Source organism: Mycetocola sp. (assembly GCF_046716805.1).
In the GTDB taxonomy this organism is placed as follows: domain Bacteria; phylum Actinomycetota; class Actinomycetes; order Actinomycetales; family Microbacteriaceae; genus Mycetocola_A.
Genome location: NZ_JBKJWH010000150.1, coordinates 1 through 26,055, shown reverse-complemented (window position 1 = coordinate 26,055; position 26,055 = coordinate 1). Strand labels below are relative to the sequence as shown.

The window sequence follows — 26,055 nt, the reverse complement described above, 5'->3', positions numbered from 1 at the left end:
CGCCCGCGGCGGGCAATTCCACCCGCGCGAAGGGTGAAGTCCCTCCCGGTGTCAACTCGGCGGGGCACGGCCGCCGATCCTCGCTCTTGTCCTGAAGCACACGGTCGCAGCGCCGGCGCGGGCGTTTCTGTGCTGCGCGGGTGCAACAGCGCCCGCGGTTCACCGTCTCACCGGCGTGAACGCGGGAGGCCGGCACGAATGAGGATGTCCACCATTCGGGACGGTGGGTACAGATCGGCCGGTTCCCAGCGTGACACGGTGCGGACGACGCGTCTCAGCCGGTTCTCGCGGTTCTTCTCGGCAATGACGACGTCGGCCGGGTCCCGTCCGCGGAGATAGGCCGGATTCCGGTACTTGTCCCGGCCATCGCATTCGCCGGCGTGGTCACAATCACGCCAGTAGAAATCCGTGTCGGCGATGAACCCCTCGGCATCGACAAAGGTTTGCTGCAGTTCGGGCCTCGGAAACCCGGCCAGGTGGATCTGGATCCTACTGTGAGACTCCTCCGGGGAGTCGGAGAGGTGGGTGGAGAATTCCGCCGCGAGGTGAGCCCGGCGCCAGCCGCGCTGTCCTTCGATAGCGGCGCACCGATCCAGGAGTGCGTCCTTGGTCGTCAGCGCGCCGCCCGCCCGCTTGCGATGCAACGCTGAGTCCATCGCCACAACGGCATCGGCGAAGGGGAGCATCCGCGCCAGATCCACAACCGTCTGGGCGGGGGATGTCACGGCCACCTGGCCAGAAACGACGATGTCGACGTCGTCCAGGCCGGTGCAGTGACGTCGAATCCCGCCGTCCGAGCGCCCCCCGGTGGCGCGCTCGAGAGTCACATCGACGGTACGAGGCCAGTCCCCGAGAAGACGGATGCCGAAAAGGGCGGCTGCGGCGTGATGCGAGAAGACGACGGGTGTGCGCAGTCGTTCGGCGGTGGCGAGTACAAGCATCCGATGGCGGGCAAGTGGGTCGAGTACCCGCCACCGCTCGAGCTCTGCGTAGATGCCTGGGGCGACACGCACCAGCTGTCCATGGCGCAGTCGACGTCGGATCGTGTGATCTTCGCCGATGGCGACCAGGTCGCGCCGCCGAAGAAGGAGGTCGTGCTGAGAGTCATTCACGCCACCAGCATCCGCCGGTGCAGGGCCGCTATCGCATCGAAACGGTATGGGTGGAAAGGACCCGGCGGCCCAGCGGTTGGGGAGGGGCGGCGGCGAACCGCCGGCGCAGGTGCATTGGCCCGGCGCTGGCGTTCGTGCACCAGCGTTGCGCAGACACCCCCGCGCGAGCAGTCGATGTCGGCTTGCCGCTGCCTCACACCGGCGCCAGGGGAGGAGCGGGAGGGAGGCGCCGGTGGACGGGGCCGCCGCGTCGAGTGATGGCCGGCGCGGGCCAGACGGCCTGGCGCTCCTGCCCGTGCGCCCGCGCGACACCGTAAGACCCGCGCGAGCGCTCCGGCTGCCACGACCGCCCCGCAGCGAACTCCCACCGCGGCCTGCGTATACTTGAGCGCACAATGGACGACCCCCCACCTGCCAGTTCGCCCGAAGCCCATCAACCCGTCTCGCCCCGGCGGGAGTTGACTCATGTTTGAGTTGATCCTCCTCGCCGCAGGGCTGGCCCTCACCGTCGGAACCGGCCTGTTCGTCGCCAGCGAGTTCGCTCTGGTCAACCTCGACAGGTCAGAACTCGAAGCCCGCCAGGACCGTGGCGAAACCCGGCTCGGCATGACCATCGCCGCGCTCAAGATCACATCAACCCACCTGTCGAGCGCGCAACTCGGGATCACCCTCACGACACTGCTCACCGGGTACACGATGGAACCGGCGATCAGTTCCCTGCTCACCCCGCCGCTCCTGGCCCTCGGCCTGCCTGAAGCAGCGGTCACCCCGATCGCGGTGACCGTCGCGGTCATCGTCGCCACCCTGCTGTCGATGATCATCGGCGAACTCGTGCCGAAGAACTTCGCACTCGCGCTGCCGATCGCCACCGCCAAACTGGTCGTTCCGTTCCAGACCCTGTTCACCACCGTGTTCAAACCGGCCGTGAGCCTTCTCAACGGCAGCGCCAACGGCATCCTGCGCTCGATGGGCATCGAGCCGAAAGAGGAGCTGTCAGGGGCCCGCACCGCCGAGGAGCTCTCGAGCCTGGTCCGCCGCAGCGCCGGCGCCGGCACGCTCGAGAACGACACAGCCACGCTGCTGAACCGCACACTCCTGTTCGCCAACCACACGGCAGCCGACGTGATGACGCCGAGGCCCCGGGTCGAGTCTGTTCGCCGCAGCGCCAGCGCCCAGGCTGTCGTCGAACTGGCCCGCACCACCGGGTACTCCCGGTTCCCCGTCATCGACGAGGACGCCGACGACGTGGTCGGTCTTGTGCACGTCAAGCAGGCCATCGCCGTTCCCCGCGAGAAGCGGGCGGATGTTCCGGTGTCCGCATTGCAATACGACATCGTCCGCGTGCCGGAGACCATGCGCCTCGACGCTTTGCTCGAAGAGCTGAGGGGCCGCGGCTACCAGATGGCTGTCGTCGTCGACGAATACGGCGGAACGGCCGGGATCGCCACGCTGGAGGACCTCGTCGAGGAGCTCGTCGGTGAAGTGGCCGACGAACACGACCGCACCCGTGCCGGCGTCGTCAAGACCCTCGGCTCCATCGCTTTCCCCGGAAGCCTCCGCCCCGACGAGCTTCTCGAACGAACGTCGATCTCCGTCCCGGAGGACGGTCCGTACGACACCGTCGCCGGATTCGTGATGTCCGAACTCGGGCGGCTCCCGCTCGTCGGCGACGAAGTTGCCATCGACTCCGGTTCGCTGAAGGTGGAACGCCTCGACGGGCGCCGCATCGACCGCATCCGCTTCACCCCCCACCCCGCCGAGGAGGGCGAAGAAAATGAGTGACTGGGAAGGAATCGCCTGGCTGTTCGTCCTGCTGGCTGGCAACGCGTTCTTCGTCGGCGCCGAATTCGCCGTCATCTCGGCCAAGCGCTCGCAGATCGAGCCCCTCGCCGAGCAGGGCAAACGCAGCGCGATCACCGCGCTCTGGGCGATGGAACACGCCACCCTCATGCTGGCCACCAGCCAGCTGGGCATCACGGTGTGTTCGCTGCTGATCCTCAACGTCTCTGAGCCGGCGATCCACCACCTCCTCGAGGTGCCGCTCGGTCTCACCGGCCTGCCCGAGGAAGCCATCGGCACGATCGGCTTCATCATCACCCTGCTGCTCGTGTCGTACCTCCATGTCGTCTTCGGCGAGATGGTGCCCAAGAACCTCTCGTTCTCGGTGCCGGACAAGGCCGTGCTGTTCCTGGCGCCCCCGCTCGTCTTCGTCGCCCGTGTCTTCAAGCCGGTGATCTGGTCGTTGAACGCCGTCGCAAACGGAGTGCTCCGCCTGTTCGGGGTCGAGCCCAAGGACGAAGCGACGTCGACGTTCACGCTTGACGAGGTCGCCAACATCGTCAATCAGTCGACGAAGGAAGGGCTGCTCCTCGACTCCACTGGCGCGCTGCTCGCGGCCTTCGAGTTCACCAACAAGAAAGTGCTCGACGTCGCCATCCCCGTCGAGCACCTCGTCACCCTGCCGTACGACACCACCCCGGAGCAGGTCGAGCGGGCCGTCGCCAAGCACGGCTTCTCGCGCTACGTGGTCGTCGACCAGGAGGGCCTGCCGAGCGGCTACCTGCACCTCAAGGATGTGCTCCGGCTCGAGTCGTCGGCTGAGCCCGGCGACGAGAACGAGCCGGTGCCAGCGAAACGGATCCGACAGCTCGTCTCGATCTTCCAGGACACCGACCTCGAGGACGCCCTCGCGATCATGCGCCGCTCAGGCGCCCACCTCGCCCGTGCGTTCAACACCGGTGGGGAGACCACCGGGGTGCTCTTCCTCGAGGACATCATCGAGGAACTGGTCGGCGAAGTTCAGGATGCCACGCAGCGCCGCTGATCCGGCCGTTTCGTTCTGACCCGTCGTTCCCGCGCCGGGGACGGCTCAGCCCCCGGTGGGGTACGGCGCACGCTGGTACGCGCCTGGGACGAGGTCGTCGACGCCCGACATCGACGCTGCGCGCAGGGCGAAGTGCGGGTCGCGGAGCGCCTCCCGGGCGATCATCACGGCATCCGCTCGGCCTGAGCGCACGATGTCCTCCGCTTCGGCGGGGTCCGTGATGAGACCCACGGCCGACACCGGCACCCGCGCGTGCTCGCGAACGTAGGTCGCGAACGGGACCTGGTAACCCGGGGAGAGCGGAATCTCGACGCCCGCGACGGCGCCGCCCGTTGAGATGTCGAAGAAATCCGCACCGGCATCAGCAGCCCAGCGGGCGACGGATGCCGTGTCGGCCTGGTTCCAGCCGCCCTCCGCCCAGTCGGTGGCTGAGAACCGCACCAGAAGGACCCGGTCGCCGAGGACCGCGCGCACCGCTTCGACCACCCGGAGGAGGAAACGGGCCCGATTCTCCAGCGTGCCGCCGTACCGGTCGGTCCGCGTGTTCACGAGCGGGGACAGGAACTGGTGCAGCAGGTAGCCATGGGCGGCGTGGATCTCGACGACGTCGAAACCGGCGGTCACCGCGCGGGTGGCGGCATCCGCAAACGCCGTGACGACGCGGGTGATGCCCGCCTCGTCAAGGGCGGCAGGCGCGTCGAGGCTGCCGAACGGGTCGTCCGTCGGACCGACGGACTGCCAGCCGCCAGCCGTCATCGGGACCGTACCTCGATCGTCGCTGCCCCAGGCCGGGAAGGTCGAACCCTTCCGCCCCGCGTGACCGAGCTGGATGCCAGCGGCAGCTCCCTGTGACCGGAGAAAGGCGGCGATGCGGCTCCAGGCGGCGGCCTGCTCGTCGGTCCAGATGCCTGTGTCGCGTGGCGAGATGCGGCCATCCGGGGTCACAGCCGTCGCTTCGGTGAGAACCAGGCCCGCCCCGCCGGTCGCGAACTGGCCCAGGTGCACGAGATGCCAGTCGGTGGGGACGCCGTCCTCGGCGAACACGGAGTACTGACACATCGGCGCGATCCACAGGCGGTTGCGCACGGTGAGTCCGCGAAGGGTCAGCGGGTCAAACAGTTCAGGCATTCTGCTCCTCATCGGCGACTTCAACCTATCGTGATGGCATGGAGAATTTTCCGGGAACTCACTGGATGCCGTGGGCTGAGCACGATGCGGCGTCGTACGTCGCCGTCCCGACCGCCGTCAGCGACAAATACAGCCGGGGTGTGCTCGGCATCGTCACCGGCTCGAGCGCCTACCCCGGTGCCGCTGTGCTCGGGGTGGAGGCGGCAGCGAGAACAGGCCTCGGAATGATCCGGTACCTCGGTGATGCCACCGATCTCGTGCTGGCCAGGCGACCAGAGATCGTGTCGACGCCCGGTCGCGTCCAGGCGTGGCTGATCGGCTCAGGCACAGACTCGCAGGACCTCGGACTGCTCGGCGCGCTGTTCTCCGACGCCCTCGCCTCCATCGAGCCGGTCGTCGCCGACGCCGGCGCCCTGGAGAGCGTGGCGCTCGCCCCGCGCCGCGGGGTGATCGTCACCCCGCACTACCGTGAGCTTTCGCGCATGCTTGCCGCGGCGGGCACCACTGTGGGCGTCGCGGACATCGCGGCGGAGCCTGGACGCTGGGCGATCCGTGCCGCGCACCGGCTCGGTGTGACGGTTCTGCTCAAAGGCGCGACGACGTGGATCGCCGAACCGGACGGCCCGCACCTGTCCGTGTCGATCGCCCCACCGTGGACGGCGACGGCCGGTGCGGGCGATGTCCTCGCCGGCATCCTGGGCGCGCTCCTCGCCACCCACTCCACGGCGGCGGTAGAGCCGGGGATGCCGGCGCGGCTGGCGGCATCGGCGGCAGTCATCCATGGGCTTGCCGCGTCGATCGCGTCCAGGGGCGGCCCGATCGTGGCCCTCGACATCGCGGAACGGGTGCCGGATGCGGTGCGTCGCCTGCTCGGTGCCGACCGGGCGTGATCAGCTTTCACAGCCAGCTCACAGCCGGCGCAACGAAGAGCTACTGACACGCGCGCTAGTTTTGCCCAGACGGCACCACGAACGATGCACCATTTTCGGAAAAAGAGGCAGGCAAATGCAGATTCGATCGAGGCAGAACGTCGCGGCGGCACTCGCCGGAATCGCCATGGTTGGTGGCCTGGCCGGGTGCGCCGGCTCCGGTTCGACGGCGAGCGCACCGTCGGAGTCCCCGGCAGGCGAATCGCCAGCGGGGGAGCCGTCGGGCGCCGAGTATGAGAACGGTGAATACACCGCTGAAGGTTCGTACATTTCGCCGGGTGGGCCTGAATCGGTGACGGTGACGCTCAGCCTCGAGGACAACACAGTCACCGACCTGGGGGTCACCGGCTCCGGCGGCACGCCGAACGCGAAGAAGTACCAGGGCGAGTTCATCGAGAACATCGGCGAGATGGTCGTCGGCAAGAACATCGACGAGCTCGACGTGTCGAGGGTCGCCGGCTCGTCGCTCACGAGCGGCGGATTCAACGAAGCCCTGGAGCAGATCCGGGACGATGCTGCGAGCTGAGCCGGACGTGCTCCCGCTCGTTTTCGAGGCGATCGGTACCCGCTGGCGAATCGACTCGGCCGTGCCGATCGAGCCCGGGCTGGCGCAGGCGATCCACGACCGGATCGCGGCGTTCGACAGGACCTGGTCGCGGTTCCGGTCGGACTCCGTCGTCGCCGCCATCGCGCGAGCGCCGGGCAGCCACGATCTCGGGGCAGACGCCCCGCCGCTCTTCGCTCTCTACTCCCGGTTCACGGATGCCACGGACGGTGCGGTGTCGCCGTTCGTCGGCGATGCCCTCAATCATCTCGGCTACGACCCCTCGTACTCGCTGCGGGAACGCGACGAGCCCCGGTCAGGCGCGCCAGGCTGGGCCGACGTCGCACGGCTCGACGGAACGATCCTGCACACCACCCGCCCGGTGAGCATCGATATCGGTGCTGCGGGGAAAGGTTATCTGGTCGACCTCGTCGCCGGCCTCCTCACCACGGCGGGCCACTCGGAGTTCACCGTCGACGCCTCCGGTGACATCGCCCACCGTGGAGCACCCATCCGGGTCGCCCTGGAGCATCCGTACGATCCCTCGCGGGCCATCGGGGTCGTCACCCTGACCGGCGGGGCGCTCTGTGCTTCGGCTACCAACCGACGGGCATGGGGCGAGGGCCTGCACCACATTGTCGACGGCCGCACGGGATCGCCGGTCGACGAGGTCGTCGCCACCTGGGCGCTTGCTTCGGACACGGCGATGGCGGACGGGGTCGCCACCGCCTTGTTCTTCCTGGCTCCTGCCGACCTTGCGACGCTCTTCGGCGCTGAAGGGGTCCGCGTTTTCACCGACGGGCGGATCGAACGATCGCCCGGTTTTCCCGGGGAACTCTTCCGATGAAACGCTCTCTCGACACCGCGATCCATCGTGTGACCATGTACCGGCTGGTCAGCATCCTGCTCGGAATGCTCGCGGTGGTCAGTGTCGTTCTCTCGCTCACGGGGGAACTGTTCTTCAGCCCGGTGGAACTCGGGGCAGGACTTGCCGTTGCCGTTGGCGTCAGCGTGATCTCCAACCGGCTCATCGCCCCACTGTTCCGTGTCACGCCGCACACGGAGTCGGCGCTGATCACCGGACTGCTCCTGTTCTTCATCTTCCGGCCGAGCATCGAACCGATGGAACTCGCGGCGACCGCGGGAGCGGCCGTCGTGGCGACCCTCTCGAAGTATCTCGTTGCCGTGCGCGGCAGGCACATCTTCAATCCGGCTGCCTTCGGTGCCGTGATCGTCGGCGTCACCGGTCTGGGCGTCTCCTGGTGGTGGGTCGGCAGTGCCGCCCTGCTGCCGGCCGTCGCGGTCGCAGCCTTGCTCGTGCTCTACCGCACCCGCCGGTTCGCGCTCGCCGGGGTTTTTCTCGTCGTGAGCGTCGCGGCGACCGTGGTTCAGCTGATCGGCAACGGTATGGCTCCCGCCGCCGCCCTGGCGACTCCATTCACCTCCTACCCGGTGGTGTTCTTCGCGGCATTCATGCTCACCGAGCCGCTCACCCTGCCGCCGCGGCGCTGGCAGCAGCTGGCTGAGGCGGCCGTTGTGGGGCTGCTCTTTGCGTTGCCGTACAGTTTCGGCCCTGTCTTCGCGACGCCGGAGCTCGCCCTCATCGCCGGGAACCTGCTGGCGTTTCTGGCCGGCCAACGCCGTGGCATCCGCCTGGTGCTCGAATCGAGGCTCCGGCTGACCCCGACCGTGGTCGAATTGCGGTTCCGGCCGGCCGCACCTGTGCGCTTCGCTGCCGGCCAGTACCTGGAACTGTCAGTGCCTCACCCCCATGCTGACTTCCGGGGGAGCCGGCGCATGTTCAGCATCGCCACGGCGCCCGCCGACCCGACGGTCGCGATCGCCTTTCGCGAGCACGAGCCGGGCAGCAGCTTCAAATCCGCCGTCGCCCGATTGGACCCGGGCGCCGTCATCCGGGTCACCGGCGTCTGGGGGGACTTCACCCTGCCGGCGGATGCGACCACACCGCTCGTTCTCGTCGCTGCCGGCATCGGGGTCACCCCGTTCCTCAGCCAGCTGAACGACCTGCGCCGTTCCGGGAAGCTCCGCGACGTGGTCCTCGTCTACGCCGTGTCGAGCCCGAATGAGATCGCCTACCGGACCGAGCTGGAGCAGCTCGGGGTGCGGGTGTTCGTCGCCGCCCCTGAGCCGCCCGACCTGCTGCCGGCCGGCTGGACCTACCTCGGCCCCGGTCGGCTCACCGGCGATCGGCTGACGGCAGCGATACCTGACCTGGAGAAGCGTACCGCCCTGATTTCCGGGCCGCCGGGGCTTGTCGACGCTCTCCGCCCGGTCTTCGGGAGACGGGCGAAGACGGATTACTTCTCCGGCTACTGACCCCGCCCGCCTAGGATGAGACCGGTGATCGGGCGAATCGGCTTCTGGACGGCGTTCGTCGTTGTGCACGCCGTCCTGGCCTGGATCTGCCTCGGCCTTCCTGGCTCCGGCATCGGCGAGTACGCCATCGGACTTCCGCTCGGCGACGTCAGCCTCGTCTACCGTCCCTGGATCGAACAGGCGCTCTCCGGTGGACCGGTCGTCGGAATCACCCAGGAGTGGGTGTACCCGATCGCCGCAATCCTTCCGATGATCGCCGCGATGGGGTTCGGCCCCGACCTGTACGCGCCGGCGTGGCTCGCTCTCATCACCCTGCTCAACGCCGCCGGTTTCGCCGTGCTCCTCGGTACTCGGCCGTCCAGGAGACGGGAGATCGCAGCATGGTGGTGGCTGGCATTCACCGCTCTGCTCGGCCCGATCGCCGTCGCACGAATTGACGCCGTCACCGTTCCGATCGCGGTTGTCGCCCTCCTGCTGATGGCGAGGCATCCGTCCGTCGCGGGGGTCCTGCTCGCGGTCGCCACCTGGATGAAGGTGTGGCCGGCAGCCCTGATCGCCGCCCTGCTGGTCTCCAGCCGGTCCCGGGGAGCCGTGCTGCTCGCCGGGGTCGCCACGAGTGCCGCCATCGGTCTTCTCGTCGGTGTGCTGGGTGGCGGCGAGCACCTGTTCGGCTTCGTCAGTGCGCAGACCGGCCGCGGGCTGCAGATCGAATCGCCGGTTGCCACACCGTACCTGTGGCTGGTGTCAGCGCAGGTGCCCGGCAGCTACATCTACTACGACCGCGAGATCCTCACCTTCCAGGTGACCGGCCCCGGCACGGAGGCGGTGATCGGGCTGATGACGCCGCTTCTCGCGCTCGCTGTGGCGGGGACGGTGCTGACCGGTGTTCTCGCGGTGAAGCGCGGAGCATCCGTTCTGCGACTGTTCCCGTCGCTCGCTCTCGCCCTCGTGCTCGTGTTGATCGCATTCAACAAGGTGGGGTCCCCGCAGTTCCAGACCTGGCTGATCGCGCCGGTGATCGTCGGGCTGGTCTACCGGGGGAGGGCGTTCGCGTGGCCGGCGGGGATCGCCCTCGCCCTGGCGTCGCTCACCCAGCTTCTGTACCCGTATCTCTACGGCGGGCTGCTGTCAGCGACACCGGCGATGGTGTGCGTCCTGAGCGTGCGCAACGCCGGGCTGTTCGTGCTCCTCGCGTGGGCGCTGGCTGATGTGTTCGGTGCCGGGGCAGATCAGTCCTCGCCGAGGGCGGCTTCGAGCCGGTCGACCTTGCCGGTGAGCTCACCGGAGTAGCCGGGCCGGATGTCCGCTTTCAGCACGAGCGACACGCGTGATCCGAACTGCCCGACGGCGTCGGTCGCACGGCGGATCACGTCGAACACGTCGTCCCAGTCGCCTTCGATGGTGGTGAACATGGCGTCGGTGTGGTTGGGCAAGCCGGATTCACGGACGATGCGGACGGCTGCCGCAACAGCGTCGTGGACGGAGGCGTCGGTGCGGCCGGTGCCGGAGGGGGCGACTGAGAAGGAGACAAGCATGAGCCCATCTTCCCACTGCGCCGTGGGCGCGGATAGACCCGGGCGGGTCAGTCGAGGATGATGCCGTCGAGGATGGCGCGCTTACGCAAGGCGACTTTCGTACCGACGTCGAAACCTGAGGCGCGGTACTTCTCGCGGATGCGCTTGAGGTAGCTCTTCGCCGTTTCTTCTGAGATGCCGAGTTCGTAGGCGACCGACTTGACCGGCTCGCCTGCCGCGTAGAGCGCCATCACGCGGCGTTCCTGGGCGCTGAGCTTCGGTGAGCCCGTCGTCGTGGCGTTGAGCGCGATGTCGAGTTCGTGGGAGATGAACGACTCGCCGATGTAGGCCGCGCGGATTGCCTCAACGATCATTGTGGGATCTTCGGTCTTCACGAGGTAGCCGAGCGCTCCGGAAGCGAGTGCTTCGCGGACGACAGCGGGGTCGGAGTACGTGCTCATCAGCACGGTCTTCACCCCGGTCGTCTTGAGGATCGACAGCTTCAGCGAGACGGGGATGTTGTCTTTGAGGTCCAGGTCGAGAAGGACGACGTCGACGGGGAACTCCGCGTGGGTGAGCAACTCGGGCCAGGTGGGCACAGCAGCGACCATCCGGATGTCGCTGGCAGCTCCGCGGATCCACTCCGTCAACGCCCCGAGAAGCATCTTGTGATCGTCGACGATGGCGAGTCGGATCGGGCTTTCCACGCTGGTCATGTGTGATTCTCCTCTGTGTGTCCTCGGTCTATTGATCGATCGGACTGTCGACCGTGCACTCGATTACGACCAGGAGGGCACCCGTCGTCGTTGTATCAACATAGCGTCCTGTGCGGCCCAAGTGCTGCCATGTGGCGGGTTCCACGTCGACGCGCCGCATCCCACGCGCCTCGATCGTGATCGGGAATCGCAGTTGGGGTCGTCCTCTGGAAGCGATGGGCGCGGCAGGGCCGAAGGTGACGACGGCATGCCGGGTCGTGCGCTGCTCGCCGTACATGAGCAGCCACAGCGCCGAGAGCAGACCATCACGCTGACGCTGGTCGAGGAGGGCCGCGAGGGCGTCGTCGTCACGAAGTTCCACCGAAACCGACAGGAAGTCCGATTCTGCGATGGCGTGGTGCAGCCAGGTGTGTCGACGACCGGCGATCAGGTGACGCCGCAGCACCGTGGACAGTTCCCCGGCCCGCTGTGCCCGATCCGGTTCGAGAGGGAGCGGCTCCCGTCCAGAGGCGATGTCATCGAACAACTGCTCGACCTCGAGGTCGACCTGCGCGAGTTCCTCGGACTCCAGCATGCTCACGCCGAACGCGGGCGCCATCACCGTGCTTTGGATCAGCACGCGGTCGAGGGCCATGAACACCATGCGACGGTAGGAGGCGACGAGGATGCATGCGATGAGCGGAGGCATGACGGCGAACGCGGTCCCCAGGATCTCCGCTCCGGAATTGAGCGTGTCCGAGTCCGGCCGGATGAGGAACGTTCCGATGAGCGCGGCACCGAGGACGCCGGAACTGATGGCGACGTCGCGCACGGACCGCAGGGTGACGATGCCCAGCAGCACCCCGCCCACGGCGACCGCCGCCGTCGGGTAGACGGTCTGGCTGGCGTCCCACAGCGCGGCGAGGTCGAGGATGACCACGACGGCGAGACTCCCGAGAAGGAACGCGAACGAGAGGTTGCCGAGGAGATAACCGCTCGCGCGAACGGCGATGATCGACAGGGCGGATGCGGCGAGCAGCAGCAGCCATGAACTCGCGCTGAGCAGCGGATGAGGAAGTTCGCTGAAGGAGAAGAGGAACCGCCACAACGAGTGGAGCACCACCACGCTGCCGGCGACGGCGAGCGACGTTCCGAGCTGGCTGGTGCCCAGGGTGGCCCTCGCCGATGCGGCGCGGTCCGGCCGTTCGGTCGTGCGGTTCATTTCGGCATCTCCAGGACGACGGTGGTTCCTGCGCTGGGGGCGCTGAAGACGCGGACGCTTCCGCCGGAGTCTCGAACGCGGGCGACGACGGAGTCGGCGAAACCCAGTTTTCCGTCGGGAACGGTTGCCGGGTCGAACCCGCTGCCGGCATCCGTCACCACACCGCGAACCATCTCGCCGTCGTCGCTCAGGGTGACGTGGGCTTCACTGACACCGGAATGCCGTCGCACATTCTCGAGGCACTCCGAGAGCGCGAGGATGAACGCCTCAAGTTTCGTGCCTGGCAGGCCGATCTGGCCCGAGCCGTGCCACTCGATGTCGAGACCCATCGAACCGAACCGCACTTGAAGAGCCTCGAGTGTTCCGCCGAGCGAGAGTTCGGCGGTGTTGGTGAGCGTGTATTCACCCGATGAGCGCGGTTGCGGCGTTTCGCCGAGACGGAGCCGTTTGAGAAGGAGCCCGTCGGATTCGGCTTGGGCGCGCATCGCTTCGGCCGGAACACCCACCCCTGCATGTGCGAGCAGGGTGAGGGTGGCCAGCACCGTGTCGTGCAGGAGCCGGGCGTCCCGGTGCCGTTGAGCCTCGGTCTCGCTCGCCCGCCGTTCGACGTTGTGCGCACGACCGATGCTCGACACCCGCCGCATCACCCGCGGAAAACTCGACCGGAGCCAGATTCCGAAGAGGGTCGAGATCGCCCAGCCCGAAACGATGAAGAGCAGCATGGAACCGGTGCGAGGGTCGTTGCCGCGCGTGAGCAGCAGGAGGAAGACAACTGTGGCGGCGAGCGCCCCGAGGAGGGACAGGACCTGGCCCCACGATGACACGAGAATGGTCGCCATCGAGCCGATTCCCCACGCACCGATCGCGGAGATGGCGGCGGCTGTGGCGATGTTGAGCTGGCCATTCGCCGGCATGTAGATCCCGGCGATCAGCGAGAGCCCCAGTGAGAAGGCGAGGATCATCCAGAGCGGATGCGGGCGGTGCGTCATCAGAAGCTGGGTCGCGAGAAGGGCGGCGAGAAGGGATGAGCACGCGATCGAGTTCGATAGGGACATCGCTCCTGGCAGCCAGAAGCAGACTCCGGCGACGGCGGTCCCTGTGAGCCCGAACAACCGGGTGGTGCGGTAGAGCAGCCGGGCCAGCTGCCACGAGAAACGATCGCGTTCCTCGGTGCTCAGGCGGGACGGGCTCATGACACCACCCGCCGGTCGCAACCCCAGTCGTCGCCACAGCCGATCATGTCGAGAAGTCTAGGGGGAGCGGGAGTCAGGAAACCCAGGCGGCTCGCCGGTCGGCGGTGTCGAGCAGCCGTCTCAGGTGCGTACTCACCGCATCCGCCTCGATCAGGAAGCCGTCGTGGCCGAAGTCCGAGGTGATGACGGCTGGCACCTCGCCGTCGATGTTCGAACGGATGCCCCGCGCGATCGTCTCCTGCCCCTCCAGCGGGAACAGCCGGTCGGAATCGATTCCGAGGACGAGGGTTGCCGCCGTCACCCGGGCGAGCGCCGCGTCGATTCCGCCTCTGCCGCGTCCGATGTCGTGTGAGTTCATGGCCTCGACGAGCGTGATGTAGCTGTTGGCATCGAACCGCCTGGTGAACTTGTTGCCGTGGAAGTCGATGTACGACTCGATGGCATACTTGCCGCCGTCGCCGAGAGGGCTGATCGCCGACTGCCAGCTCCGGCCGAACCGGGCGTTGAGCTCCGACGGGCTGCGGTAGTTCAGCAGTGCCATGCGCCGGGCGAGAGCGAGCCCTCGGTGCGGGCCGTTGCCGTCCTGGGCGTCGTAATAATGCCCACCGGCGAAGAGCGGGTCCATCCGGATGGCTTCGATCTGTACGGAGTTGAGGGCGACCTGGTCGGCGGTGGTGTGCGGGGGAGCAGCGAGCACGGCAAGACGCTCCACCCGGTCGGGGTAGCCGACTGCCCACTCGAGTGCGTGCATGCCGCCGACGGACCCGCCGACCACAGCGGCCCAGCGGTCGATGCCGAGCAGGTCGGCGAGCTGCACCTGCGCTCGGACCTGGTCCCGGATGGTCATGTACGGGAACCGCGACGACCATTCGTAGCCGTCAGGCGCAAACGACGCGGGGCCCGTCGAGCCCTGGCAGCCGCCGAGCATGTTCGGCGTGACGACGAACCAGACATCGGTATCGATGGCCAGGCCAGGACCGACGATGCTGCTCCACCAGCCGGCTGTCGCATGACCGCTGCCGGCGTCGCCGGTCACATGGCTGTCGCCGGTGAGAGCGTGGGTGATGAGGACGGCGTTGTCCCTGTCTGAATTCAGTGTGCCGAGGGTCTCGTAGGCGAGGCGGACATGCGGAAGGTGCCCGCCCGTCTCGAAATCGAACGGACCAAGGTCGGCAAACAGGCGGTCGCCGGGGGCGTCGCCGTCGCGCCAGGCGCCGGTCGCCGGAGGTTTGCCCAGCAAATGCCTGGCCAGCTCCTCGGTGATGAAGCTGGACGGAACCGTGTCTTCGGGTGTCTGCCAGTCCATGCATCCATTGTGTCGGCTTCGGGGAGCCCGGTGGGCCGTGTTACGACAAGGGTGCTGCGCCTTCGTGGGAGGACGCCGGCTCGCCGAGCCGGGCGATGCGCCTGGAAGCGGCGTCCTCAGAGGTGGAGGTTCTACCGAGGACGTGCCTGACCGCTCCGAGCACGAGGCCGGTCGCCGTGACGACGGGGAGCCTGGAGCGGCGCAACCCGAGCAGTTCCCGGTATTCAGGCGGGATCGATGCGACAGCGCCGGCGAACATCACCCGGTACGCGGGCATCATCGACCGGCGCAGTGGAGGGTTGCGGATGAACCGCACGGCCTCGGAGACTCTCTCGTCGTAGTGCAGGATGCCGGCCAGCCGGTAGGCGGACAGGGCCTCGGTGAGTTCGGTGGCAGACCGCGGCGGGTCGAGGACGCCGACGAGCTCGCCCGCCTGCGCCCACTCCCGGACGTATGCATCCGCTCCGCCCGGAATCGGGTCGCCCCACAGCGTGTGGCAGGCAAGGAAGGAATCGGTGAAGACGATGTGCACCCAGGAGAGCAGGTCGGGGTCGCCGGCTGAATACGGATGCACGACGCCGGCGGCGTCCGTGTAGGTGCCGGCGACGCGTTCGTGGAACTTCCCGACCCGGGCGGATTCCCGTCTGGCTGTTCCCGTGTCGGCGAAGGTGACGGTGATGAGCCACTGGATGGTTCCGGAGAGGCGGCCGAGCGGGTCCTCGCGGTACCGGGACCAGTCGTGGACGCCGGCCATCGCACCGGGGTGCAGCGTCTGCAGGAGCAACGCCCGGATACCGGCGACCATCGTGGCGAGCCCCCCGTGCACGGCCCAGGCGGCGGAACCGGGGCCGAAAAATCCCGCGTCAGAACCCTCCTCGATCCGGTCGACCCAGTGCGGTCGGCCGTCACTCGAGCCGGACAGGGTGCTGAGGAGATGGGACCGCCACGTGTCGGTGAACCTGCTCATCCACCGAGGGTAACCCGGGAAAACACTTGTGGCGGCCCTTTGCGGGACCGCCACAGGAGAGTTGCAGTTAACCGCGGGCTGCGACGACGACGGCGCGAGCCGCCGCGAGTCCCTGCTCGAGGTCTGCCTTGAGGTCGGCCACGTTCTCGAGCCCGACGGAGAGGCGGACGAGACCGGGGGTGACGCCCGTCGTCAGTTGCTGCTCGGGGGTCAGCTGAGAGTGGGTCGTCGATGCCGGGTGGATGACGAGTGAACGCACATCGCCGATGTTGGCGAGATGGGAGAACAGGCTCAGCGTGTTGACGAGTTCGCGACCGGCGTCGACGCCGCCCTTGAGCTCGAAGCTCAGCACCGCACCGACACCCTTCGGGGCGTACTTGTTGGCTGCCGCATACCAGGGGCTCGACGGGAGTCCCGAATAGTTGACGCTCGCGATGTCCGGGTGGCCGTCGAGCCACTCGGCGATCTCCTGGGCGTTCTGCACGTGGCGTTCGATCCGCAGCGACAGGGTCTCGATGCCCTGGATGAGCTGCCAGGCGCTCGCCGGGGCGATCGCCGAACCGAGGTCGCGGAGCAACTGCACCCGGGCCTTGATGATGTAGGCGAGGCCGTCGCCGACAGCTGTGGTGTAGCTGGCGCCGTGGTATGACGGGTCGGGCTCGGTGAGGCCCGGGAACTTCTCGACGTTCTTCGACCACTCGAAGGTTCCACCGTCGACGATCACACCGCCGATGACGGTTCCGTGGCCGCCGAGGAACTTCGTGGCGGAGTGCACGATGATGTCAGCACCGTGCTCGAACGGGCGGATCAGGTACGGGGTGGCGATCGTGTTGTCGACGATGAGCGGGATGCCCGCCTCGTGCGCGATGCTCGACACGAGCGCGATGTCCAGGATGTTGATGCGCGGGTTGCCGATGGTCTCAGCGAAGAAGGCTTTCGTGTTCGGGCGGATGGCGCGGTGCCATTCGTCGGCGTCGTCCTGGTCCTCGACGAACGTCGTCTCGATCCCGAGCTTGGCGAGCGTGTACTTGAACAGGTTGTACGTGCCACCGTAGATCGACGACGAGGAGACGATGTGGTCGCCGGCCTGGGCGATGTTGAGGATCGAGAACGTCGAAGCTGCCTGGCCGGATGCGAGCAGAAGGGCGCCGGTGCCCCCCTCGAGCGCAGCGACGCGCTCCTCGACGACAGCCTGGGTCGGGTTCTGGATACGGGTGTAGATGTTGCCGAACTCGGCGAGGGCGAACAGGTTCTTCGCGTGGTCGGCGCTGTCGAACACATAACTCGTGGTCTGGTAGATCGGGGTCGCGCGTGCCTTGGTGGTCGGGTCAGGGGCAGCGCCCGAGTGGATCTGCTTGGTTTCGAACTGCCAGGTGGCGTTGGAATCGGCCATGATAGCCCCCTCGTTTCTTAGTCGGGTGGAAGATTACGGATGCTCGTTCCTTCGAGCCTAGGCAGGGAGCGAAACCGAGACAATGATCAACGCAATAGAACGTAATGCGATCGCCCTAGGCTGAGGCCATGAGTGCACAACGCGTGGTCGTGACCGGGGCTAGTTCAGGGATCGGAGCCGCGACGGTGCGGCTGTTCCGGTCGCGCGGCTGGGACGTTCTCGGCGTCGCCCGACGCGCCGACCGGCTGGAGGCGCTCGCCGCAGAGACCGGGGCGGAGGTGGTTGTCGCCGACCTGACCGTGCAGGCGGATGTCGACGCCCTGCGTGACGTGGTGGCGGCATCCGGCGGGGCGAACGCCCTCATCTGCAACGCCGGCGGCGCGTTCGGGCTGGACTCGGTCGAAGCGGGCGACCCGGACGACTGGGCCCGCATGTTCGACATCAACGTGCTGGGAACGAAGCGGGTCATCTCGGCTCTGCTTCCGATCCTGCGCCAGGCGGATGCCGCGTCGATCGTCGGCGTCACCTCGATTGCCGGCTCGGTGGCCTATGAGGGCGGCGGTGGCTACAACGCCGCGAAGTTCGCCCAGCGCGCCCTGTTGCAGGTTCTGCGGCTGGAGCTGGCCGGCGAGCCCATCCGGGTGATCGAGGTCGCGCCGGGGATGGTGCGTACCGAGGAATTCTCCCTCGTGCGGTTCGCGGGAGACCGGGCGAAAGCGGATGCCGTCTACGACGACGTGCCGAACCCACTGACCGCTGAGGACATCGCCGAGACGATCGTGCACGCCGTCGAACTGCCTGCGCACATCAATCTCGACTCGATCACCGTGAAACCGGTCGCGCAGGCTGCTCCCCACAAGGTCATGCGCGGCGACCTGACGATGAAGGCCTGAGCATGAACGGCGCGATGGCCGGCGGGAACATGAACGTGGTTCACCGGGTCGGTGACACGGTCCACCGGGTGTCCGGCCCGTGGACCCCGACGGTGCACCGTTACCTCCGGTACGTCGCCCGCAACGGTGTCGGCTGGGCGCCGACGCCGATTCGGACCGAAGGCGATACCGAGATCCTCAGCTATGTCCACGGGACTGTGCCGGTCTACCCGTTGCCGGTTTGGGTCTGGGACGAGTCCGTCCTCGTCGACGGGGCACGGATGCTCCGGCAGCTCCACGACGCATCGATCGGCTTCGGGGTCGACGGCGCCGTGTGGCAGTCGCCGACGAAGATCCCCTCAGAGGTCATCTGCCACAACGACTTCGCCCCGCACAACCTCGCGTTCAACGGCGAGGGTCGAATCACCGGCGCCATCGACTTCGACATGTGCTCGCCTGGGCCCAGGCTCTGGGACCTCGCGTACTTCGCGACGCGGGCCTGCCCGCTGACGGCGTCCCCTCCGGATGGGGCGCCTGGCCCGGATGCAGCCCGCGGTCGGATCGAGCTTCTCCTTCGCGAGTACGGGTCGGATGCCTCCTGGCAGGACGTGGTCCGGGTTGCCGTGACGAGGCTCTTCGACCTCGCGGAGTTCTCGGTCGCGAAGGCCGACGAGCTGTTCAAACCATCGTTGCGTGCCGAAGCCGTCGCCTATGAGCGTGACGCCAAGTACCTCGCCGGCTGGCTGTGAGTTTCAGAACGGCGTGATCCCATAGACCGGCTGGTCAGAGGCGAGCAGGTTGCGAAGCGTCCGAACGGCACCGGGGGAGTGTTCGGCGAGCTGCCCGGCGGCGGCGAGGCTGAGCGGGTCCGCTCCGCCGAGGTAGAGGGACCCGAGCACCCAGACGTCGAGTTCGAGGTCGGGCGCGGCGGTGTCTTCCCGCGTGACCTGGGCGCCGGCATCCGTCACCGAGAGACGGAACACCCCTGACGCGTGGCCCAGTGCGTCGACGATCCGGAGGACGAGATTCCCGGCAGAACTGTACGGACGGGCCTCGAGCGCGGCGACCGGATCGAGCACGCGGAGCCACAGCCAGTCCTCGACAGCCTTCACCCTGAGCAGTCGCGGATCCTCGAGCCCCCAGGCCAGTGGCTCGTCCAGCCGCCCCTGCTCCCAGGTGACCGTCTCGGTGAGGTCGATCGAGGCGAGGTACTGCCACAGTCCGAGGGCGGCGTTGTCGTCCGCGGCCACGAGATCGAGAAGCTTCACGGTGCGCGGGTCGCCGGTGACGGTGTAGGAGACGTAGCCGTCGATGTCGCCGTGCTCGTCGTAGTGCGCCGCGGCGCGCACACTGCGGTCTTCCTCCCCGTCGGAGTCCACCATGCCGGAGACGTGGTGCCAGATGCCGACGTGACGGTCGACCGAGCCCGTCTGCCCGGCGTGGAACCGCCCGAAGACCCGCGGTCCGATCTCGGTGAGCTGTTGCGCGTCGATCTGGTCACAGCTCCCGTGAGGGACCGTCAGGAGGCGGAAGCGCGCGTCGGTCGTAACCTCGATGCTTCGGGTCCACGCCGCAGGACCGAATCCGAATCGGCGGTAGATCGTCGCCTCGGATGCCGTCAGTGCGGCAACGGCGAAACCGTCGGCGGCGGCGATGGCGAGGTCGTCGGTCATCATCCGGCGCAGCAGGCCGCGACGTCGGTGAGTGGGACGCACGGTGACGGAGGAGATGAGGTGGGCGGGGAGCATCCGCCCACCGCCTACGTTGAGCGACTTGGCGAACGACGCGAAGGTGGCGACCGGGTATTCCGCCGGGAGGGACGCCTCCTGGCGGGATTTCGCGTAGGCGCCGGCGAGGGTCTGGCGGTCGGTGGTGAGGCCTTCCGACACCCGCGCCAATGAGGCCTCGGTGAACTTCTTCGCGTGGAAGCCCTGGGCGTCAGCCTGCAGCCAGCCGCGGGTTTCGGGACTGACTTCGGCCCCTGACGAAGCGAATCGGCGGAATTCGTAGTCGTTCTCAATTGTGGTCACGCCGAAAACCCTATGCCGAAGCGGAACGACGTCGACGAACCCGGGAGCAGCGCACGACGACGCACAGCGGATACAGGCTCGATTTTCGCGAGCGCAACCCCGCTCCGGTCGATGCCGCATCGCTGTAACGTGACTGCATGATCATCCCGACCACCGACCTTCCGGCGTCTTTCCCTCCCGAGCGGGAGGTGCTCGGTTGGGAAGAATTCGGCCAGGCCTCGCGAGAACTCGCCGTCAAGGTCGTCGAATCCGGCTTCCGCCCCGACATCGTCGTCGCCGTCGCCCGCGGTGGGTTGCTGCTCGCCGGATCGGTCGCGTATGCGCTCGGCACCAGGAACTGCGGCAGCATCAACGTCGAGTTCTACACCGACATCGACGAGCGGCTGCCTGAGCCGGTGCTGCACCCGCCCCTGCTCGATGCCCCGGCGCTGAACGGCAAGGATGTGCTGCTCGTCGACGATGTCTCCGACTCCGGTCGCACGCTCGCGATGGTCGTCGACCTGCTTCAGGACCACGGCGCGACGGTCAGGACGCTCACCCTCTACTGCAAACCGCGCACGGTGCTCGTTCCCGATTACGTCTGGCGCGACACCGACCGGTGGATCACCTTCCCCTGGTCGGCGTTGCCCCCGCTCATAGCCCCGTAGGCTCGACGCATGAGTGTGCACCTGGTTGGCGGCGGTTGGTCCGAATCGAACGACGGGGCGGTCTACGCCCCCTTCCTGGCCGAAGCGGCTGAACGCGCGGCCGCGTCCGGCTTCGAGGGAGTACCGCGGATCGCCGTGGTCGTCGTCCGCGACGGTGACGGCGCTGAGCATGCCGAGAAACTGATCCAGGCGACCGGTGCCCCGGGGGACTTCGACGCGGTGGTCACGGCGCTCGCACACGGTGACGAAGCCACGAACGCGGCGCTCGCCGACGTCCACGGCATCGTCGTCGGTGGCGGGCTCACGCCGGCCTACCTCGAAGCACTCCGCCCGATCTTCGGCGAGATCCGCAGGCAGGTGGCGGCCGGCGTGCCCTACCTCGGTTTCTCAGCGGGGTCGTCGATCGCTTCCGAGCATGCGCTGGTCGGCGGCTGGCGGATCGGCGGAGTGGAAGTGAGCCCCGAGGACGGCTCAGAGGACCTTGACGAAGTCACCGTTGAGAACGGCATCGGGCTTCTCGACATCTCGGTCGACGTCCACGCGGTGCAGTGGGGAAATCTCTCCCGGCTCATCGCCGCGACCGAGGCGGGCCTCGTCGCTGGCGGCATCGCCATCGACGAGAACACCGCGTTCATCGTCGGAGAAGGCGCCCTCCGGGCTGTCGGAGCCGGCAACGTGTGGCAGGTTCTTCCCGCCGAGGCGGGTGTCCGCGTCTCGTCGCTGGCTGCCGGATGACGACCGGTTTCGACCTGGCGTCCCTGGCGGCATCCGGTCGTATCGATCGGGGATGGGCCGACGCCCTCGCTCCTCTGCAGGGACAGCTGGATGCCATCGGGCAGGTCCTCGACGCCGACCGCGGAACCGGCACCGAGGTGCTCCCAGCCGAGCAGAACATTCTTCGCGCCTTCGCTGCGCCCCTCGCCGACGTACGCGTCCTGATCGTCGGGCAGGACCCGTACCCGACGCCAGGGCACTCGATCGGTATGGCGTTCGCCGTCGAACCGCACGTGCGACCGTTGCCGCGGAGCCTCGCGAACATTTTCCGGGAACTCGCCGACGACCTGGGGAAGCCGCCGCCGGCATCCGGGGATCTCACCCCGTGGACGAGGAGCGGTGTGCTTCTGCTCAACCGTGTGCTCACCGTGCGTGCCGGGGATTCGGGATCGCACCGCGGCATCGGCTGGGAGGCGGTCACCGACCACGCCATCCGCACGCTCGTTGAACGGAACCGTCCGCTCGTCGCCATCCTCTGGGGACGCGACGCCCAGGCGCTTGCACCGCTGCTCGGCCGCACGCCGATCGTGGCGAGCGTCCACCCCAGCCCGCTGTCGGCATCGCGCGGTTTCTTCGGATCCCGGCCGTTCTCCAGGGCCAATACGCTCCTTGCGGAGCAGGGGGCCGACCCGGTGGACTGGAGCCTCGACTCCGCTGGGCTCTGGTGAAACACGCCGGAAATCTTCCGTCGTCTACGCTGTAATCGTGCTTGAAGAGGAATACCAGCCGCGCAGGAAGTTGCCTCCGCACCTGCGGAAAAAGCCCGAACCTGAGGCGCCGTTCCTGTACACGGTCAGGGAGGCTGAACTCGCCGATCTTCCGCACGTTCGAGAGATCTACAATTACTACGTCGCCAACAGCGTCGTCACCTTCGACGAAGAGAAGATGTCCCTCGCGAAGTGGAAGGCGAAGTTCGCACACCTGCAGAAACTCGGTCTGCCGTTCATCGTCGCCGAGTCACCGAACAAGGTGATCCTCGGGTACGCGCTGGTGTCACCGTGGAGGGAGAAGCGGGCGTATCGTTTCACAGTCGAGAACTCGATCTACCTGGGCCCAGCGTCGACGGGCAAGGGTCTCGGCCGCGTCCTGCTTGGCGAACTCATCGACCGGTCGAAGGCGGCCGGCCTCAAAGAGATCCTCGCTGTGATCAGTGATCGGGGCGCAGAGGCGTCGATCGCGCTGCATGAGTCGTTCGGCTTCGTCGAGATCGGCCGGATGGGTCGCGTCGGTTTCAAGTTCGAGCGCTGGCTCGGCACCGTTCTGCTTCAGAAATCTCTCAAATGACGGATGCCGGCTGCGATAGCGTGTCGGCATGCCGAAATCCGCACCATACGACCGCCCGGCGAAGAACACCGTCCTTCGTTCATACGCCGGGGAGATCCACGCGAATCCGGCCGACGTGTATGCCGCCATCAAGCGAAGGCTGACTCCGCCCGACCCTGATGTGTCCGGTTTCACCGCCGATGACGACCAACGACTGCTCATCATCCAGGGCGGCTGGTGGTACCGCGGTGAGTACCGGGTGCTTCCGTCTCCGGGAGGATCCCGGATCGAACACGAGCTTCTCAATGTCGCTCAGGCTGCGCACTGGGTCGGACCGATCGCCGGGCGGAAGTCGATCAAGCAGTCGGCGCACGTGTTCGGCCGGCTGCTCACCGAATTGGCCGCCGAACTCGAGGAGTGAACGGTTCGCCAATAGGCTCAAGACGTGACCGAACTGCATGAACTCAGCGCCCTGGACCAGTGGCTCGCCCTCCAGAGAGGCGAAGTGTCCCCATCGGAGCTGACGGCACACTACCTCGAGCGGGTGGAGAAGCTGGACCCGCAGCTCGGGGCATTCGTCACCGTGACCGCGGATGCCGCCACCCGGCGCGCGCAGGACCTCGAACGCATCGTGCCCAGGACCAGTGCGCTGTGGGGGCTGCCGATCGCCGACAAGGACCTCACCATGCGGCGCGGAGTCGCCACAGGTTTTGGGTCGCGGGCGTTCGCCGGAACGATCTCCCCACGATCCGACGAAATCGTCGAGGTGCTCGACGGGGCAGGCGCAATCAGCCTCGGCAAGACCAACACGCCGGAATTCGGGATGCACGGCTACACCGAGTCGCTCGTCGCGCCACCGGCTCGAAACCCCTGGGACCTCGCGCTCGGCGCGGGCGGATCCAGTGGCGGAGCAGCGACCGCGGTGTCAGCACGGTTGCTGCCGTTTGCTCCCGGTAGCGACGGTGGCGGCTCCATCCGCATCCCGGCGGCCGCGTGCGGGCTCGTCGGGATCAAACCGTCGCGTGGCCTCGTCCCCGCCGGCTCCGGCATCGAGTCCATCGGCGGCCTGGCGGTGAAGGGTCCGATCGCTCGTTCGGTGACGGACGCCGCCCTGCTGCTGGATGCGATGATCGGCCGAAGGAACGGACGCATCGACCACCATTTCGCGCTCCGTTCACCGGATGAGAACGACGGGGACCTGCTGGGGGCTGCCGTTCGGGGGGAGGGACGATTCTCGATCGGTGTGCTCGGCAACTCGCCGTTCGAGGACGGGATGGAGATCCGGGTCGCTCCTGAGGCATCCGCTGCGGTCAGCGTCGCCCTGGCGCACCTCGGTGCGATGGGGCATGGGATCGAGAACGTGCACCTCGAGCATGATGGCGTGTACCCGGATGCGTTCCGGACGTTGTGGCACATCTCGGCGGCATCGATACCCGTCGACGACGATCGGTTGTCGCTGCTCGAGCCGGTGACCAGGCACCTGGTCCAGTCGGGCAGGCAGATCGGCGCCCGTGAGATGGCCGAGACGCTGGCTGTCATGACGACGTTTGAACGCAGTGTCATCGAGCAGTTCTCCCGGTTTGATGCGGTTCTGACGCCGACGCTCGCGCAGACGCCGAGGCCGGTCGGCTCGTTCGACAGTGAGGATGCCGAACGGAACTTCGTTCAGCAGTGTCAGTATTCGCCGTTCACTTCCTTCGTCAACGTCGCCGGGCTTCCGGCGATCACTCTCCCCGTTGCCGAGACGGCTGACGGGTTGCCGATGGGGGTGCAGCTGATCGGACGTCCGGGTGGTGAGTCGACGCTGCTGTCGATCGGCAGCCAGTTGGAGCGCCGCATCCGCTGGCAACTGCGCACGCCGCCGATCGCCGCACGCTGAGAGCTTCTCGAGCCCCATAGGCCACAATGGTTCCATGACCACCGCTGCCCGCGTGCATCTCTCGAAGACCCGCCCGACCGCTTACGAGAAACTTGCGGCGCTGTCCAAGGAGATCGGTCACCTGGCTCGCGATGCGGGGATCGAGCCGCTCCTGTGCGAGCTGGTGCAGATGCGAGCGTCGCAGATCAACGGTTGCGCCTACTGCCTTCGGGTGCACACGAAGAAGGCTCTGTCGCTCGGGGAGACAACCGAGCGAATGACGGTGCTTCCCGCCTGGCGGGAGGCCGGGCTGTATTCGGAGCGGGAACGTGCCGCTCTGGCTCTCACCGAGGCGATCACCCTCGTTTCGCATGGTCACGTGTCCGACGAGGTCTACGCCGCCTCTCGGGAGATCTTCGATGAGGAGGAGTTCGCGACGCTGTCGTGGATGATCGTGTCGATCAACGCGTTCAACAGGATCGCCGTCACCAGCAGGTATCTGGTCGACCCCGAGGAGTCCTGACTGCGGGACGCTGGGAACGGGCTGGACGGGTTGGCTCCCGTCTGGCGAATTGAGGTAAGGCTTGCCTATACTGAGAGGGAGATGATCCGACAGACCCGCACCGACCACACCGGTCACCGAGCCAATGAGGCGAACCACAAGCATCGCGTTCAGTTCCTCATCGCCGGTGACGAAACCGTGCTTCCCGAGCTCGAAGCGACGCTGACGACCCTTCCGCTCTGTGCGACCGGTCGGGTGTTCGTCGAGGTAGGGTCCGCGGATGACATCGGCACCCTGCAGGTTCCGCCGCGGATGACGGTGACCTGGCTGCCGCGATCCCATCGCTCCGGTGCTCCCGGATCGGGTCGGGACTGTGCGCCAGGCGAAGCAGCATCGCGTGCCGTTCGTGCCTGGGCCGGTGAGATGCTGTGCGAGAATCCCGAAGAGATCCACGTCTGGCTCGGAGGTCAGTACCGCGGCGTCGCCGAGGCTCACGACTACCTCACCGCCGAACTCGGTGTCGCGGAGGATGTCATTCAGACTCCTCCCGCCTACCGCCTCGGCGTCTCGCGCTGATCTTCGTCGGTTCGCTGAATCCCGTTCAGCTTTCCGGTGCGAGTGTCGCGCGTTCACCAGACACCTGGTCGACGCGGTGAGGATTCACTCGTCCGCCCCCGGGCGGCCCTTGATTCGCAGCGGCAGCACCCTCAGTTCCGTCGGCGTCGATGTCCGCTGGACTCTCGGAGTCTGCTTCTGGTGCGGCTGCGGCTGCGCGGCGTCGGGCGCGGGCGAGCGCGGACTTGCTGCGCAGCGGGATTGGTTTCTGCTCCGGGTCGATCTCGGGTGGTGGGACGGCGAAGTAGGTGGTGCCGTCGCGGAGAATCTTCCACCCGTTGTTGTGGATTAGCAGGTGGCATTGGCGGCACATCAGGATGCCGTCGGCGA

Annotated in this window: 28 protein-coding genes; 17 read left to right on the top strand and 11 right to left on the bottom strand. The window is 67.4% G+C overall.

Annotated elements, in window-relative coordinates; translation table 11 throughout:
* Positions 1–167: 167 nt before the first annotated feature.
* Complete coding sequence (locus ACLQ62_RS12330) at positions 168–1,112, bottom strand: type IV toxin-antitoxin system AbiEi family antitoxin domain-containing protein (protein WP_411721934.1); 945 nt, start codon at positions 1,110–1,112, stop codon at positions 168–170.
* Positions 1,113–1,577: 465 nt separating this feature from the next.
* Between ACLQ62_RS12330 and ACLQ62_RS12325 the strand changes: the two genes are divergently transcribed.
* Complete coding sequence (locus ACLQ62_RS12325) at positions 1,578–2,894, top strand: hemolysin family protein (RefSeq protein ID WP_411721933.1); 1,317 nt, start codon at positions 1,578–1,580, stop codon at positions 2,892–2,894.
* On the top strand, positions 2,887–3,936 hold the full coding sequence (locus tag ACLQ62_RS12320) for a hemolysin family protein (RefSeq protein WP_411721932.1): 1,050 nt from the start codon (positions 2,887–2,889) through the stop codon (positions 3,934–3,936). Before ACLQ62_RS12325 ends, ACLQ62_RS12320 begins: the two co-directional genes overlap by 8 nt.
* Before the next feature lie 45 nt (positions 3,937–3,981).
* Here the strand turns inward: ACLQ62_RS12320 and ACLQ62_RS12315 are convergent, their stop codons facing one another.
* Positions 3,982–5,064 carry an NADH:flavin oxidoreductase/NADH oxidase gene (locus ACLQ62_RS12315; protein WP_411721931.1) on the bottom strand — a complete coding sequence of 361 codons (1,083 nt, stop codon included), beginning with the start codon at positions 5,062–5,064 and terminating at the stop codon, positions 3,982–3,984.
* 38 nt (positions 5,065–5,102) lie between these two features.
* Between ACLQ62_RS12315 and ACLQ62_RS12310 the strand changes: the two genes are divergently transcribed.
* From ACLQ62_RS12310 to ACLQ62_RS12290, 5 genes are all read left to right on the top strand, one after another.
* On the top strand, positions 5,103–5,954 hold the full coding sequence (locus ACLQ62_RS12310; RefSeq protein WP_411721930.1) for an NAD(P)H-hydrate dehydratase: 852 nt from the start codon (positions 5,103–5,105) through the stop codon (positions 5,952–5,954).
* A gap of 115 nt (positions 5,955–6,069) precedes the next feature.
* Positions 6,070–6,519, top strand: a complete 450-nt coding sequence (locus tag ACLQ62_RS12305) for an FMN-binding protein (protein ID WP_411721929.1) — start codon at positions 6,070–6,072, stop codon at positions 6,517–6,519.
* Positions 6,506–7,384: an FAD:protein FMN transferase gene (locus ACLQ62_RS12300; protein ID WP_411721928.1), complete on the top strand. Its 879-nt coding sequence runs from the start codon at positions 6,506–6,508 to the stop codon at positions 7,382–7,384. The genes ACLQ62_RS12305 and ACLQ62_RS12300 overlap by 14 nt, the downstream gene beginning before the upstream one ends.
* Positions 7,381–8,874 (top strand): ferredoxin--NADP reductase, encoded by a 1,494-nt coding sequence (locus tag ACLQ62_RS12295; RefSeq protein WP_411721927.1) that lies wholly within the window; start codon positions 7,381–7,383, stop codon positions 8,872–8,874. The genes ACLQ62_RS12300 and ACLQ62_RS12295 overlap by 4 nt, the downstream gene beginning before the upstream one ends.
* A gap of 24 nt (positions 8,875–8,898) precedes the next feature.
* The gene (locus ACLQ62_RS12290) at positions 8,899–10,164 is read left to right on the top strand and encodes a glycosyltransferase 87 family protein (protein WP_411721926.1); all 1,266 of its coding nucleotides are present in this window, start codon (positions 8,899–8,901) and stop codon (positions 10,162–10,164) included.
* On the opposite strand, the gene ACLQ62_RS12285 is transcribed toward ACLQ62_RS12290, so the two are convergent.
* From ACLQ62_RS12285 to ACLQ62_RS12255, 7 genes are all read right to left on the bottom strand, one after another.
* Entirely contained in the window at positions 10,104–10,409 is a 306-nt protein-coding gene (locus tag ACLQ62_RS12285) for an MTH1187 family thiamine-binding protein (RefSeq protein WP_411721925.1), read from the bottom strand. The two genes, ACLQ62_RS12290 and ACLQ62_RS12285, sit on opposite strands and share 61 nt — an antisense overlap.
* 47 nt (positions 10,410–10,456) lie before the next feature.
* On the bottom strand, positions 10,457–11,104 hold the full coding sequence (locus ACLQ62_RS12280; RefSeq protein WP_411721924.1) for a LuxR C-terminal-related transcriptional regulator: 648 nt from the start codon (positions 11,102–11,104) through the stop codon (positions 10,457–10,459).
* A gap of 28 nt (positions 11,105–11,132) precedes the next feature.
* Positions 11,133–12,305 carry a hypothetical protein gene (locus ACLQ62_RS12275; RefSeq protein ID WP_411721923.1) on the bottom strand — a complete coding sequence of 391 codons (1,173 nt, stop codon included), beginning with the start codon at positions 12,303–12,305 and terminating at the stop codon, positions 11,133–11,135.
* Positions 12,302–13,498, bottom strand: a complete 1,197-nt coding sequence (locus ACLQ62_RS12270; RefSeq protein WP_411721922.1) for a sensor histidine kinase — start codon at positions 13,496–13,498, stop codon at positions 12,302–12,304. Before ACLQ62_RS12270 ends, ACLQ62_RS12275 begins: the two co-directional genes overlap by 4 nt.
* A 73-nt stretch (positions 13,499–13,571) precedes the next feature.
* Complete coding sequence (gene metX, locus ACLQ62_RS12265) at positions 13,572–14,804, bottom strand: homoserine O-acetyltransferase MetX (protein WP_411721921.1); 1,233 nt, start codon at positions 14,802–14,804, stop codon at positions 13,572–13,574.
* 40 nt (positions 14,805–14,844) lie between these two features.
* Positions 14,845–15,771, bottom strand: coding sequence for an oxygenase MpaB family protein (locus tag ACLQ62_RS12260; protein ID WP_411721920.1), 927 nt, complete (start codon positions 15,769–15,771; stop codon positions 14,845–14,847).
* Between the two features lie 67 nt (positions 15,772–15,838).
* Positions 15,839–17,164 carry a bifunctional o-acetylhomoserine/o-acetylserine sulfhydrylase gene (locus tag ACLQ62_RS12255; RefSeq protein ID WP_411721919.1) on the bottom strand — a complete coding sequence of 442 codons (1,326 nt, stop codon included), beginning with the start codon at positions 17,162–17,164 and terminating at the stop codon, positions 15,839–15,841.
* Positions 17,165–17,292: 128 nt separating this feature from the next.
* Between ACLQ62_RS12255 and ACLQ62_RS12250 the strand changes: the two genes are divergently transcribed.
* Both ACLQ62_RS12250 and ACLQ62_RS12245 read left to right on the top strand, forming a co-directional pair.
* Positions 17,293–18,057 (top strand): SDR family NAD(P)-dependent oxidoreductase, encoded by a 765-nt coding sequence (locus tag ACLQ62_RS12250; RefSeq protein WP_411721918.1) that lies wholly within the window; start codon positions 17,293–17,295, stop codon positions 18,055–18,057.
* 2 nt (positions 18,058–18,059) lie between these two features.
* Positions 18,060–18,785, top strand: coding sequence for a phosphotransferase (locus ACLQ62_RS12245; RefSeq protein ID WP_411721917.1), 726 nt, complete (start codon positions 18,060–18,062; stop codon positions 18,783–18,785).
* Positions 18,786–18,788: 3 nt separating this feature from the next.
* Here the strand turns inward: ACLQ62_RS12245 and ACLQ62_RS12240 are convergent, their stop codons facing one another.
* Positions 18,789–20,066: a GNAT family N-acetyltransferase gene (locus ACLQ62_RS12240; protein WP_411721916.1), complete on the bottom strand. Its 1,278-nt coding sequence runs from the start codon at positions 20,064–20,066 to the stop codon at positions 18,789–18,791.
* Between the two features lie 137 nt (positions 20,067–20,203).
* On the opposite strand from ACLQ62_RS12240, the gene ACLQ62_RS12235 reads away from it, so the two are divergent.
* The 8 genes from ACLQ62_RS12235 to ACLQ62_RS12200 all read left to right on the top strand — a co-directional run bounded on the left by ACLQ62_RS12235 (position 20,204) and on the right by ACLQ62_RS12200 (position 25,686).
* Complete coding sequence (locus ACLQ62_RS12235) at positions 20,204–20,713, top strand: phosphoribosyltransferase (protein ID WP_411721915.1); 510 nt, start codon at positions 20,204–20,206, stop codon at positions 20,711–20,713.
* 9 nt (positions 20,714–20,722) lie between these two features.
* Entirely contained in the window at positions 20,723–21,448 is a 726-nt protein-coding gene (locus ACLQ62_RS12230) for a Type 1 glutamine amidotransferase-like domain-containing protein (protein WP_411721914.1), read from the top strand.
* Entirely contained in the window at positions 21,445–22,155 is a 711-nt protein-coding gene (locus tag ACLQ62_RS12225; RefSeq protein ID WP_411721913.1) for a uracil-DNA glycosylase, read from the top strand. The genes ACLQ62_RS12230 and ACLQ62_RS12225 overlap by 4 nt, the downstream gene beginning before the upstream one ends.
* A 37-nt stretch (positions 22,156–22,192) precedes the next feature.
* A complete protein-coding gene (locus tag ACLQ62_RS12220; protein WP_411721912.1) occupies positions 22,193–22,771 on the top strand; it encodes an N-acetyltransferase family protein in 579 nt (192 codons plus the stop codon).
* 28 nt (positions 22,772–22,799) lie between these two features.
* Positions 22,800–23,171, top strand: a complete 372-nt coding sequence (locus ACLQ62_RS12215) for a hypothetical protein (protein ID WP_411721911.1) — start codon at positions 22,800–22,802, stop codon at positions 23,169–23,171.
* 24 nt (positions 23,172–23,195) lie between these two features.
* Positions 23,196–24,629, top strand: a complete 1,434-nt coding sequence (locus tag ACLQ62_RS12210) for an amidase (RefSeq protein ID WP_411721910.1) — start codon at positions 23,196–23,198, stop codon at positions 24,627–24,629.
* 34 nt (positions 24,630–24,663) lie between these two features.
* Positions 24,664–25,131, top strand: a complete 468-nt coding sequence (locus tag ACLQ62_RS12205) for a carboxymuconolactone decarboxylase family protein (RefSeq protein WP_411721909.1) — start codon at positions 24,664–24,666, stop codon at positions 25,129–25,131.
* Between the two features lie 81 nt (positions 25,132–25,212).
* Positions 25,213–25,686 (top strand): SIP domain-containing protein, encoded by a 474-nt coding sequence (locus ACLQ62_RS12200; RefSeq protein ID WP_411721908.1) that lies wholly within the window; start codon positions 25,213–25,215, stop codon positions 25,684–25,686.
* A gap of 25 nt (positions 25,687–25,711) precedes the next feature.
* On the opposite strand, the gene ACLQ62_RS12195 is transcribed toward ACLQ62_RS12200, so the two are convergent.
* Positions 25,712–26,055, bottom strand: a 344-nt coding sequence (locus tag ACLQ62_RS12195; protein WP_411721907.1) for a hypothetical protein, incomplete at its 5' end; no start/stop codon positions are given.